This is a genomic window from Stenotrophomonas sp. 89682_Sma, assembly GCF_056481405.1.
Window position 1 is genome coordinate 1,450,059 of record NZ_CM151147.1, and the last position, 12,834, is coordinate 1,462,892.

General features: G+C 66.8%; 9 protein-coding genes. All 9 read right to left on the bottom strand.

Features of this window, described 5'->3' with window-relative positions; all coding sequences use genetic code 11:
- Window positions 1-76 precede the first annotated feature (76 nt).
- Complete coding sequence (locus ACZK29_RS06705; protein WP_111112814.1) at window positions 77-1,036, bottom strand: acetyl-CoA carboxylase carboxyltransferase subunit alpha; 960 nt, start codon at window positions 1,034-1,036, stop codon at window positions 77-79.
- Between the two features lie 113 nt (window positions 1,037-1,149).
- Window positions 1,150-2,019: a hypothetical protein gene (locus ACZK29_RS06710; protein WP_111204215.1), complete on the bottom strand. Its 870-nt coding sequence runs from the start codon at window positions 2,017-2,019 to the stop codon at window positions 1,150-1,152.
- 64 nt (window positions 2,020-2,083) lie between these two features.
- Window positions 2,084-5,674 (bottom strand): DNA polymerase III subunit alpha, encoded by a 3,591-nt coding sequence (gene dnaE / locus ACZK29_RS06715; RefSeq protein ID WP_164147117.1) that lies wholly within the window; start codon window positions 5,672-5,674, stop codon window positions 2,084-2,086.
- Between the two features lie 167 nt (window positions 5,675-5,841).
- Window positions 5,842-6,501 (bottom strand): ribonuclease HII, encoded by a 660-nt coding sequence (locus ACZK29_RS06720; RefSeq protein ID WP_111204213.1) that lies wholly within the window; start codon window positions 6,499-6,501, stop codon window positions 5,842-5,844.
- Window positions 6,498-7,700 carry a lipid-A-disaccharide synthase gene (gene lpxB / locus ACZK29_RS06725; protein WP_111204217.1) on the bottom strand — a complete coding sequence of 401 codons (1,203 nt, stop codon included), beginning with the start codon at window positions 7,698-7,700 and terminating at the stop codon, window positions 6,498-6,500. The genes ACZK29_RS06720 and lpxB overlap by 4 nt, the downstream gene beginning before the upstream one ends.
- A 53-nt stretch (window positions 7,701-7,753) precedes the next feature.
- Window positions 7,754-8,545, bottom strand: a complete 792-nt coding sequence (gene lpxA / locus ACZK29_RS06730; protein ID WP_005412736.1) for an acyl-ACP--UDP-N-acetylglucosamine O-acyltransferase — start codon at window positions 8,543-8,545, stop codon at window positions 7,754-7,756.
- 16 nt (window positions 8,546-8,561) lie between these two features.
- Window positions 8,562-9,020, bottom strand: a complete 459-nt coding sequence (gene fabZ / locus ACZK29_RS06735) for a 3-hydroxyacyl-ACP dehydratase FabZ (protein ID WP_012479607.1) — start codon at window positions 9,018-9,020, stop codon at window positions 8,562-8,564.
- The gene (gene lpxD, locus ACZK29_RS06740) at window positions 9,017-10,039 is read right to left on the bottom strand and encodes a UDP-3-O-(3-hydroxymyristoyl)glucosamine N-acyltransferase (protein WP_111204212.1); all 1,023 of its coding nucleotides are present in this window, start codon (window positions 10,037-10,039) and stop codon (window positions 9,017-9,019) included. Before lpxD ends, fabZ begins: the two co-directional genes overlap by 4 nt.
- Before the next feature lie 419 nt (window positions 10,040-10,458).
- Window positions 10,459-12,822 carry an outer membrane protein assembly factor BamA gene (bamA, locus tag ACZK29_RS06745; RefSeq protein ID WP_111204211.1) on the bottom strand — a complete coding sequence of 788 codons (2,364 nt, stop codon included), beginning with the start codon at window positions 12,820-12,822 and terminating at the stop codon, window positions 10,459-10,461.
- Between the last annotated feature and the right edge of the window lie 12 nt (window positions 12,823-12,834).

The following is a 12,834-nucleotide window of genomic DNA, read 5'->3' on the forward strand; positions in this document are numbered from 1 at the left end:
GAAAGAGCCGGGCATCTGCCCGGCTCTTTCGTTTGTGCAATTACCCGGATGCTGCCGGCCAGCGGCCGGCAGTACCTCAGGCGGCTTCGTACGTGCCGTAGCTGCGCAGGCGCGCGTAGCGCTGTTCCAACAGCTGCTCGGTGGACAGCTTTTCGAGCGCGTCCAGTTCGTTCAGCAGCACGGCCTTCAGGCGCTTGGCCATCTGCGTCGGGTTGCGGTGGGCGCCACCGGTCGGCTCGCGCACGACCTTGTCCACCAGGCCCAGGCTCTTCAGGCGCGGGGCGGTCAGGCCCAGCTGCTCGGCGGCTTCCTTGGCCTTGCCGGCGTCCTTCCACAGGATCGAGGCGCAGCCTTCCGGCGTGATGGTCGAGTACACCGCGTATTCCAGCATCACGGTGCGGTCGCCCACGCCCAGCGCCAGCGCGCCGCCGGAGCCGCCTTCACCGATCACGGTGCAGATGATCGGCACCTTCAGTTCGGCCATCTCGATCAGGTTGCGTGCGATCGCTTCGGACTGGCCGCGCGATTCGGCGTCAATGCCCGGCCAGGCGCCGGCGGTGTCGATCAGGGTCAGCACCGGCAGGCCGAAGCGCTCGGCCATCTTCATCAGGCGCAGGGCCTTGCGGTAGCCCTCCGGCTTGGGCATGCCGAAGTTGCGCTTGATCTTTTCCTTGGTGTCACGGCCCTTCTGGTGGCCGATCACCATCACGGAACGGCCATTGATGCGGGCCAGGCCGCCCATGATGGCCTTGTCGTCGGCGAAGGCGCGATCACCGGCCAGTTCCTGGAACTCATCGCAGATGATGCGCAGGTAGTCGGCGGTGTACGGACGCGACGGGTGGCGGGCCAGCTGCAGCACCTGCCACGAGGTCAGGTTGCGGAAGATCTGCGCGGTGCGCATGCGCAGCTTGTCCTGCAGCGCGTGCACTTCCGCCTCGACATTGACCGCCGGCCCGGCACTGGCGTTGCGCAGTTCCTGGATCTTGGCTTCCAGGTCGGCGATGGGTTGCTCGAAGTCGAGGTAGTTCGGATTCATCGGAAGCCGTCGTGTAAAGAAGAGGGGAATTCTAGCCGAATGCGTGCAAACCACCCGTACGCCCTCGTCTGGAAGGCGACGGTAGCGCAGCCGGGCAGGGCGCGCCAGTCAGCTCAGGGCACCACCAGGGCGCTGCGGCCCATCAGCTGGCTGCGCTGGGAGACGAAGTCGTTGTAGGCCTCGTTGGCCTCCCGGCCCAGCCCGCTGCCCAGGGTGGCGGTGGCCGAGGTGAAGGCCATCTGCGCGGCGAAGTCCTGCTTGCGCAGGGCCTTCTGTTCATCGGCGGTGGTGGCCTTCAGCCAGTGCGCATAGACCTCGCGCAGCGGCGCGGCGTGGGTCTCGAAGGCCGGTACCAGCGCCGGCAGGCTGGCCGGGGCCGGTTCCAGGCTGTAGGCCGGGGCCACGTAGCCAGCCGGCTGCTCGCGCTTGAACGCACCTGGCTCGCCCATGCCTTCTTCGACGTAGGCGATGAAGTCCGGCGCGGTGAACACCTTGGCCACGATCTGGCCACCGCTGGAGTCGACGTGGGCCACCACCTTTTCCTTCGGGAAGGGCTCGCGCACGCCGTAGGTCCAGGTCTTGTCGATGAACAGTTCGTGGTGCTTCTCGAACGGGCCTTCGAAGTCGACGCCACCCAGCTCGATGCCAGCCTTGCCGGTGCCGAAGTTCTTCAGCTTGCTCTCGTCGGTGACGTAGATCTCGCGGGCGACCACGTACTCGCTCAGGGTCGGGTTGATCAGTCCGCCGCGGCCATCGACGTAGACGATGAAGCGCACGTCGCCCAGTTTGTCGGTGTGCAGGCGGTGCTCACCGACGGCGAGCGAGATCGGGCGCGAACCCTGTGCGGCCACCGGCAGGTCCTTGCCATCGATGCTCAGCGCCAGCGGCGTGTCGGTCGGGTTGTCGATCTGGAACTCGATCTTCGACGGCGAGCAGGCGGCCAGGGCCAGAGCGGCGGCGAACGGGAACAGCAGGGTCTTCATGGGCAATCGTCCTTGATACTTGGAACGGGGAAACAGGGGGTTCAGGAAAACCAGGGAGCCAGCCTCAGCTGGCCCACGGTGGGCTGTAGCGCACCTTCAGCGTGCGCACGGCCGGGTCGGCGCGCAGCGCCTCCATCAACTTGGAATCGATGCGCACCGCGCTTTGCCCGGAGACATCGAGCATGCCGGCGACGCCGCCCTGCGGACCCTTCAGCAGCAGGTCCAGGCGCAGGGGGGTGCGTCCGGGGCGATGGCGGTCGAGCAGGGCGTCGATGCGCTCCCAGACCGGGCGCTGCTGGCGCAGGTCCAGGCGCAGCGACAGCCGCGTGGCGTAGTTGGCGCAGACCTCATCGAAGTCCCAGCACTGGCGGATGCGCAATGCGTAGCCGCCGTTGAATTCGTCCTCGCGCAGGCCACCCTTGACCACCAGGATGCGGTCCTTGGTCATCAGGTGGCCGAACTCGGCCATCGCGTCGGAGAACGCGCTGCACTCGACGCGGCCGCGGCCATCTTCCAGCTGGATGAAGATCTGGCTCTCGCCCTTGCGGCGCACGCCGACCACCTGGCCGGCCAGCACGGTCTGCACTTCCGGGCGCCAGCGCTTTTCGCCGCCACCGCCGCCACCGCTGTTGGCGCTCCAGATCTTCTCCACCGAGCCCAGATCGTTGCCGACCAAGTCGCGCACATCATCGCGCCAGGGATCGAACGGGTGGCCGCTGAGGTAGAAGCCCAGCGTGTCGCGCTCGCCGTTCAGGCGCTGCAGCAACGGCCATTCCTCGGCCTCGGGCAGGTCCAGCTGGATTGTGGTCGCGCTCGGGTCCGGGCCGCCGAACAGCGAGTTCTGCCCCGAAGCACGCTCGCGTGCCATCTGGTCGGTGGCCTTGATCACCTCCGGCAGCTGCAGCATCAGCGAGGCACGGTTGCGACCGAGCTCGTCCAGCGCACCGCAGTTGATCATCGCTTCCAGCGTGCGCCGGTTGAGCTTGGCCGAGCCGACGCGGGTGCAGAAGTCGAGCAGGTCCTTGTACTCGCCGCCCTTCAGGCGCTCGTCGACCACCGCTTCGCAGGCGCCCTGGCCGACGCCCTTGATCGCGCCCAGGCCGTACTGGATGGTGTCCGGGGTGACCGCTTCGAACATGAAGGCCGACTGGTTCACCTTCGGCGGCAGCACGGTCAGGCCGAGGTTGCGTACTTCGTCGAGGAAGCCGACCACCTTGTCGGTGTTGTCCAGGTCGGACGACAGCGTCGCGGCCATGAACTCGGCCGGGTAATGGCGCTTCAGCCACGCGGTCTGGTAACTGACCAGCGCGTAGGCGGCGGCGTGCGACTTGTTGAAGCCGTAGCCGGCGAACTTCTCCATCAGGTCGAAGATCGCATCGGCCTTGGCTTCGTCCACGCCGTCCTTGGCCGCGCCCTCGCGGAAGATCTCGCGGTGCTTGGCCATTTCGGCCGGCACCTTCTTGCCCATCGCACGGCGCAGCAGGTCGGCGCCGCCCAGCGAGTAGCCGCCGACGATCTGCGCCATCTGCATCACCTGCTCCTGGTACACCATGATGCCGTAGGTGTCCTTCAGGATCGCTTCGGTGCGCGGATCGGGATAGATGATTTCTTCCTGGCCGTGCTTACGCGCGTTGAAGGAGGGAATCAGGTCCATCGGGCCGGGGCGGTACAGCGACACCAGCGCGATCAGGTCTTCGAAGCGGTCGGGGCGCGCGTCCTTCAGCAGGCGGCGCATGCCCGAGGATTCGAACTGGAACACCGCGCCGGTGTTGCCGTTGGCGAAGATGTCCTTGTAGGTGGGCGTGTCGTCGAGCGGAATCGCGGCGATGTCCACCGGCGGGATGCCCGCGCGTTCGTGGCGCTTGTTGATCGCCTTCACTGCCCAATCGATGATGGTCAGCGTGCGCAGGCCGAGGAAGTCGAACTTCACCAGGCCCACTTCTTCCACGTCGTTCTTGTCGAACTGGGTGACCGGGTTCTTGCCGAGGCCGTTCTCGTCGTGTTCGGCGTACAGCGGGCAGAACTCGCTCAGCGGTTCGGGCCCGATCACCACGCCACCGGCGTGCTTGCCGGCGTTGCGGGTCAGGTCCTCCAGCTGCAGCGCCAGGTCGATCAGGTCGCGGACATCGTCCTCGGTCTCGTAGCGCTGGATCAGCTCCGGCGAGGCCATTTCCGAACTGGGGCCTTCCTTGCCCTTGCCCAGCGCATCCTTCAGGTGGATGCCGAGGATGTTCGGGATCAGCTTGGAAACACCGTCGACCAGGCCATACGGGAAGCCCAGCACGCGGCCGGAGTCGCGCACCACCGCCTTGGCCGCCATGGTGCCGTAGGTGATGATCTGGCTGACGCGTTCGCGCCCATACTTGCGCGCGACGTAGTCGATCACTTCGTCGCGGCGGTCCATGCAGAAGTCGATGTCGAAGTCGGGCATCGACACGCGTTCCGGGTTCAGGAAGCGCTCGAACAGCAGGTTGTAGGGCAGCGGGTCCAGATCGGTGATCTTCAGCGCCCACGCCACCAGCGAACCGGCACCCGAACCACGGCCGGGGCCAATCGGGATGCCCTGGTTCTTGCCCCACTGGATGAAGTCGGCCACGATCAGGAAGTAGCCGGGGAAGCCCATCTTGATGATGGTGTTGAGCTCGAACTCCAGGCGTTCGAAGTATTCCTCGCGGGTCTTGCCCGGCGCCAGCGGATTCTTCTCCAGGCGCTCGGTCAGGCCGTCGCGCGACATCTTCTGGATCCAGGTGTCCAGCGTTTCGTCGTCGGGCACCGGGTAATTGGGCAGGAAGTAGGTGCCCAGGCGCATCTCGATGTTGCAGCGCTCGGCCAGCGCCATCGTGTTGTCGATCGCATCGGGAATGTCGGCGAACAGCGCGCACATTTCCTCGGCCGACTTCAGGTACTGCTGGTCGCTGTACTCGCGCGGGCGCTTGGGGTCGTCCAGCACGCGGCCGGTGGAAATGCACACGCGCGCTTCGTGCGCGCTGAAATCGGTCGGCGACAGGAAGCGCACATCATTGCTGGCCACCACCGGCAGGCCACGCTGGCCGGCCGCCATCAGCGCGAACTGATTGAAGGTTTCCTCGCCCTCGCGGCCGGTACGGGTCAGTTCCAGGTGCAGGCCATCGCCGAACACGCGCTGCCAGTCGGCCAGCTGCTGTTCGGCCAGTTCATGCTTGCCGTCCAGTGCCAGGCGCCCGGCCAGGCTCTGCCGGCCGGCCAGTGCGAACAGGTTGGCATTGCCGGCCTTCAGCCAGTCCGGGTGGATGGCCACACCGCCCTCCGGGCGATGGCCTTCCATCCAGGCGCGGGTCAGCAACCGCGACAGGCTCAGGTAGCCCTCGCGGTCGCGGCACAGCAGGGTCATCCGCCACGGGTCCTGGCCTTCCTCGGCGATCAGCACGTCGGCACCGGCGATCGGCTTGATGCCCACGCCTTCGGCGGCCTTGTAGAACTTGACCAGGGCGAACAGGTTGTTGAGGTCGGTGACCGCCAGCGCGGGCAGGCCGAGTTCGACCGAGCGCGACAGCAGGTTGGCCTGCTTGGCCTTCTTCGGGTCCGCCTGGTCCGGCTTGGCCGGCACACGGATGGTGGAGTCCGCCAGCGAGAACTCGGTGTGGACGTGGAGATGTACGAAGCGGGAGTTGGACATGCCGGACCAGGTTGGAGCGCGCGGGCCCCGGGTGCCGACGGGGGAATCGTCGCCGGGGTCGGGAAGCGCTGGAGTGCCCGGTCAGGGTAGCGAGGGCGGGGGGAGGCGACAAGGACTTGACGGTACGTCGATTGCGCGAATACCGCCGGGCATGGCCCGGCGGCTGTTCAGGCGATCGTGGCGGCCTGCTCGGCCTGCAGGCACTCACGTACCGGGGCGAAGCTGCGGCGGTGCTCCTCGCAGGGGCCGTGCTCGCGCAACGCGGCCAGGTGAGCCGGGGTGCCATAGCCCTTGTGCTGCTCGAACCCATACTGAGGGTGGCGGGCGTGCACGTCCTGCATGTAGCGGTCGCGCGAGACCTTGGCCAGGATCGAGGCGGCCATGATCGAACGGTCGATGCCATCACCCCCGACCAGGGCCTGCGCCGGCAGCACCAGGCCCTTGGGCACCACGTTGCCGTCGATGCGGGCGAAGCCGGCCACGTGGGCCACTGCCGCGACCACGTCGCGCATGCCCTGCAGGGTGGCCTGGTAGATGTTCAGGCGGTCGATGGTGTCCGCGTCCACCAGCACCACATGCCAGGCCAGGGCGCGCTCGACGATGCGGTCATGCAGCTGCTCGCGACGGGCCGCGGTCAGCTGCTTGGAATCGTCCAGGCCGTTGATGCGCGGCCGGGATGGATCGAACACCACTGCTGCCACCGCGACCGGTCCGGCCAGCGGACCACGGCCGGCTTCGTCGACGCCGGCGACCAGACGCTCCGGCTCGACCACGGCGGCGCCGTCGAACAGGGCCAGGCTGGCCGCTGCGGCGTGGCGGCGGCTCATGCCTGGGCCTGGTCGCGCATCAGCAGCTCGCCCACCGCATCGGCCGCGCGGGCCGAGGCATTGCGGCGCAGGCGCTCGTGCAGGCGGGCATAGGTGTCCTGCAGGTCGGTCACCCGCTGTGGGTGGTCGAACCACTGCTGGATGGCTGCCGCCAGCTTGTCCGGCGTGCAGTCGTGCTGCATCAGTTCCGGTGCCAGGTCCTGGCCCGCCAGGATGTTGGGCAGGGCAAAGCGGTCGACCTTGATCAGGCCCAGCGCCTTGACCAGGCGGTAGGTCAGCTCGTTGACGCGGTAACCGACCACCATCGGCCGCTTGACCAGCATCGCCTCCAGCGTCGCGGTGCCGGAGGCCAGCACCACCACATCGGCGGCGATCATCGCGTTGCGTGCCTCGCCGTCGAGTACGTGCGAGAAGGCCACCGGCAGCGCTGAGCGTGACAGCTGCTCTTCGATCAGACGCTTGCAGGCCGGGTTGGCCGCGGGCACCACCACGTGCAGGCCGGGGATGCGTTCGGAGACCTGCCAGGCGGCCTCGAAGAACGGTTCGCCCAGGCGCGCAATCTCGCCCAGGCGGCTGCCTGGCAACACTGCCAGTACCTTGGCCGAGGTCGGCAGGCCAAGCGCGGCACGGGCCTCCTCGCGGTTGCCCTGCAGCGGAATGTCATCGGCCATCGGGTGGCCGACGAAGCGCGCGTCGATGCCGTGTTTGGCATAGATCGGCGGTTCCATCGGGAACAGGCACAGCACCAGGTCGGCGCTGCTGCCGATCTTCTCCGCCCGCTTCTCGCGCCAGGCCCAGACCGAGGGGCTGACGTAGTGCACGGTGCGCACGCCGCGCTGCTTCAGCCAGCGCTCGATGCCCAGGTTGAAGTCGGGCGCGTCGATGCCGATGAACACGTCCGGCTGCCATTCCAGCGCACGCTGGCGGAACGCCGAACGCAGTTTCAACAGGCGTGGGAGATGGCGCAGTACTTCAGTCAGGCCCATCACCGCCAGTTCGCTGGCATCGTGCCAGGTCTGGCAGCCGGCGCTGCGCATGGCATCGCCGCCGATGCCGGCGAATTCGGCATTCGGGAAGCGTGCTTTCAGTTCGCGCACCAGGCCCGCACCGAGCAGATCGCCGGAGGCCTCACCGGCCACCAGGGCAATCCGCAACGGGCGCTCGCTGAGCACCCGCTGGGCAGGGACGCTGCCGGCCATCGAGGCCAGCGGAATCACGGCGGCGCCGGCCGGCGCCTGGCCGGTCGTGCTGCTCATCGCAGCAAGGGCCTCTCGGCGTGCTCGATGAAGTCCAGCATCGCCTTCACGTCATCGCTGTCACGCGCCTGTTCGGTCAGCTGCACCTTGGCTTCGGCCAGCGGCAGGCCTGCCACGTACAGGGTGCGGTAGGCACGCTTGATGGCGGAAATGCGCTCGGCATCGAAGCCGCGACGCTTCAGACCTTCGCTGTTGATGCCGCGCGGGCGGCCCAGCGAATCGGTGCCGACCATGGTGAACGGCGGTACGTCGCCATTGGTCAGCGCGCCCATGCCGAGGAAGGCGTGCGCACCGATGCGGCAGAACTGGTGGGCACCGGCGAAGCCGCTGATGATCACGTAGTCGCCCACGGTCACGTGCCCGGCCAGCGTGGTGTTGTTGGAGAACACGCAGAAGTTGCCGACATGGCAGTCGTGCGCCACGTGCGTGTAGGCCAGCATCCAGTTGTCGTTGCCGATGGTGGTGATGCCGCCGCCGCCGCCGGTGCCACGGTTCAGGGTGACGAACTCGCGGAACACGTTGCGGTCGCCGATCACCAGTTCGGTGCGTTCGCCGGCGAACTTCTTGTCCTGCGGCTCGCCACCGATCGCGGCATGGCCGATGAAGCGGTTGTCGCGGCCGATCCGCGTCGGGCCGTGGATGCTGCAGTGGGGGCCGACCACCGTGCCGGCACCGATTTCGACATCGGCCCCGATCAGGGTGAACGCGCCGACCTGGACGTCATCGGCCAGGCGCGCGGCCGGATCGATGACGGCGGTCGGGTGGATCCGCGGTGCGTTGTCAGTCATTCCTGCCTCCAGTGGATCAGCCCTTGGCGCCGGCGCACATGACTTCGGCCGAGGCAACGACTTCACCGTTGACCTTGGCTTCGCCGTAGTACCAGCCCATGTTGCGGATCAGGCGCTTCATCTGCACATCCAGCATCAGCACGTCGCCGGGGACGACCTGCTTGTTGAAGCGGGCGTTTTCCACCTTGACCATGTAGAACAGCTTGGACTGCGCATCGCGGCCGAGCGTGAGCTGGGTCATCACGCCACCGGCCTGGGCCAGCGCTTCGATGATCAGCACGCCGGGCATGATCGGGCGGCCCGGGAAGTGGCCCTGGAAGAACGGCTCGTTGATGCTGACGTTCTTCTGCGCCAGGATGCGCTTGGCCTCGATGTCGAGTTCAAGCACCCGGTCCACCAGCAGGAACGGGTAACGGTGCGGGAGCAGTTCCTGGATCTGGCAGACGTCGATAGGAAGCTGCAGCGTGTCGTTCATTCTTTCTCCTTGCCAGCAGCCAGGACGCGGCGAGCCAATGCGTCCAGCTGCTTGAAGCGCGCGGCGTTCTTGCGCCACGTGCGGTTGTCGGTCAACGGGGTGCCGGACGAGTACTCGCCCGGCTCATGGATGGAATTGCGGACCACCGACTTGCCGGTGATCACGACCTTGTCGCAGATCTCGAGGTGGCCGACCACGCCGACGTGGCCACCGAGCAGGCAGTAACGGCCGATCTTGGCGCTGCCGGCGATGCCGGTGCAGCCGGCGATGGCCGAGTGCGCGCCGATCTGCACGTTGTGCGCGATCTGCACCAGGTTGTCCAGGCGCACGTCCTCGTCCAGCACGGTGTCTTCCAGCGCACCGCGGTCGACGCAGGTGTTGGCGCCGATTTCGCAATCGTCGCCGATGCGCACGCCGCCGAGCTGCGGCACCTTGATCCACTTGCCAGCGTCCATCGCCAGGCCGAAGCCATCGGCGCCGAGCACGGCACCCGGGTGCACGCGCACGCGCTTGCCGAGCTTGACCCGGGTGACCAGGGTGACCCGGGCGATCAGCTCGCAGCCGCTGTCCAGGCTGCAGTCTTCGCCGATCACGCTGCCGGTGCCGATGATGCAGTTCTCACCGACCACGCTGCGCGCGCCGATGGAGACGAAGGGACCGATATGGGCGCTGACGGCGACCTGGGCGCTGGGATCGATGACGGCGCTGGGGTGGATGCCCGGCGGGCGCGTCGGTGCGATGTCGAACAGCGCGGCGATCTTGGCGAAGGTGGTGTACGGGTCCTTGGCCACGAGCGCGGCGCCGGGGGCGGCCTCGGCATCGTCGGCGCGCAGCACGACCAGTGAGGCCTGGCTGTCGGCCAGCTGGGTGCGGTAGCGCGGGTTGGCGAGGAAGGTCAGCTGGCCAGGACCGGCATGGGCGAGGGTGGCCACGCCATGGATGGCGGTGGCGGGGTCGCCATGGACCTGCAGGCCGAACTGCTCGGCGAGTTGCTGGGCGGTGTAGGTGGGAGTATTCACGGCGGGAGTTTAACGTGTGACGCCATTGCGGTCATGCGGGGGGCATGCAGCCAACGGCAGGGCCCCTCGCGGCCGGCAGAGCCAGTGTCATGGGCTGGGTCGGACGGGGCGGGGCTGCGGGGGGCGGCGCAAGTACGTCCATGTAGCCTTGGTCGCCGCTTCCATGCGGCTCACACCCCCGCAGCCCCGCCCCGTCCGACCTCCGACGGCGTGGCGCGAGTGCCAGCCACGGAAAAACAGAAAAGATCAAAAGCAGAGCGGGCGTTTCCGGCATCCGGGCCAAACGAAAACGCCGGGCAGTGCCCGGCGCTTCGCGCTCCGTCTGGTGGAGAGCCCCCCTTTGTTAAGGGGGGGCGCGCCGACGGCGCGGGGGATAGGAGGGATGCGCGTGCAGTTCTGATGAACCGCAGGGCGGTTCGTCAGAACTGCCCACCGAACGTGAACTGCAGCCGTTCGATCTTGTCGCCGTCTTCCTTCTTCAGCGGGAACGCGTAGCTGATCGAGATCGGGCCGACCGGGGCGCGCCACAACAGGGCGACACCGGAGGACACGCGCAGCTCGTTGGCCTTGAAGTTCTTGGTGCCGTTGTAGACGTTACCGAAGTCGACGAAGGCCGACACGCGGGCCGACGGGCTGTCGAACAGGCGCGGGAAGTAGGCTTCGACCGAACCGACGGTCTTCAGCGAACCACCCAGCGGCTGGCCTTCCGGGTAACCCTGGGTCACTTCGCGCGGACCGAGGGTGTTGTCCTCGAAGCCGCGGACCGAGTTGGTACCACCGGCGTAGAAGTTCTCGAAGAACGGCAGGCCGCTGGCCGTGACGGTACGGGTTTTGCCGTCGGCGTCGGTGATCGTGCGGGTGTAGTCCTTGCCGTAGGCATCACCGTAGCCCACTTCGGCGCGGGTGTTGATCACCAGCGACGGCATGATCGGCCAGTACTTGCTGATCTGGTAGTTCAGCTTGTAGTACTCGATGGTCGAACCTGGCAGGGTCGTTTCCAGGCCGATGCGCTGGTAGGTACCGCGGGTCGGCATGAAGTAGTCGTTGCGCGAGTCGCGCGCCCAGCCGAGCTCGGTACGCCAGGCATGGAAGGTGCGCGAACCGACCGCATCGATGTAATCGATGATCGAGGCGGGAGTCGAGCCACGGTAGGTGGTGATCTGGTTGCTGTCGATGCCGAACATCAGCGAGACGGTATCGGTCTCGGTCAGCGGCACGCCGAACACCACCTGCGCCGAACCATTGGTGCTGTTGTACTGCGCGGTGTTGAAGTCGGAGTAGTCCAGTTCGCGCCAGGACAGGTTGTAGCCCAGCGACACGCCGTCATCGGTGAAGTACGGGTTGGTGTAGCTGAAGCCGTAACGCTGCAGGTAGCTGCTGCGCGAGGCTTCGACCGACACGCGGTTGCCGCCGCCAAGGAAGTTGTTCTGCGACAGCTGCACCGAGGTGGTCATGCCGTAGGACTGGGAGTAGCCCAGGCCGAACACGAAGCTGCCGGAGGTGGTTTCCTTGACGTTGTAGACGACGTCGACCTGGTCGTTGCTGCCGCTGACGGCTGGGGTTTCGACGTCCACCGACTCGAAGTAGCCCAGGCGCTGCAGGCGGATCTTGGAACGGTCGATCGCGGCCTGCGAGTACCAGCTGTTCTCGAACTGGCGCATTTCGCGACGCATCACTTCGTCGGACGTGCGGGTATTGCCGCGGAACAGGATGCGGCGCACCGACACGCGTGGGCCCGGAACGACCTGCATGTTGATGGCCACGGTCTGGTCGGCGCGGTTGGTGGTCGGGATCGGGTTCACCTTGGCGAACGCGTAGCCGATATTGGACAGCGAGTTGGTGATGGTGTCCGAGCTGAATTCCAGCAGGGCACGCGAGAACGTGTCGCCGGACTTCTGGATCACCATGCGCTCGACGTCCTCCTGCGGGAGGATGGTGTCGCCGCTGACCTTGATCTCGGAGATCTTGTACTGCGCACCCTCGGTCACGCCCGCGGTGAGGAACATGTCGCGCTTGTCAGGGCTGATCGAGACCTGGGTGGAATCGATGCTGAAGTCGACGTAGCCGCGGTCCAGGTACCAGGAGTTGAGCTTTTCCAGGTCGCCGGACAGCTTTTCCTTGGAGTACTGGTCGTCACGGCGGTACCACGACGCCCAGTTGTGCTCCTTGGACTCCCAGGTCTCCAGGATGTCCTTGCTCTCGAACTTCTCGGTGCCGACCAGGTTGACGTGGCGGATCTTGGCCGCCTTGCCTTCCTTGATGGCGATCGCGATGTCGACGCGGTTGCGGTCCAGCGGGCTCACGGTCGGGGTGATCTCGACGGTGTACTTGCCGCGGTCGTTGTACTGGCGGCGCAGTTCCTGGGTCACGCGGTCCAGGCTCAGGCGGTCGAAGGTGCCACCCTCGGTCAGGCCGATGTCGGACAGGCCCTTGAGCAGCTGCTCGGACTTGATGTCCTTGTTGCCGGTCACGGTCAGCTTGTTGATCGCCGGGCGTTCCTTGACCGTCACCACCAGGATGTTGCCCTGGCGGTCCAGCTGCACGTCTTCGAAGAAGCCGGTCTTGTACAGGGCGCGGATGGTCTCGCCGATCTTGTTGTCGGTGATGGTCTCGCCACGTTCCACCGGCAGGTAGGTGAACACCGTACCCGAGCTGATGCGCTGCAGGCCGTCGACGCGGATGTCGCTGACAGTGAAGGGCTCGGCTGCCTGGGCCAGGGCGGGAGCGCCGGTGACGGCGGCGAGGGCGAGGGCCAGCAGGCGGCGATTGGGGAGTCGCGTCATGTCACGTCCGGT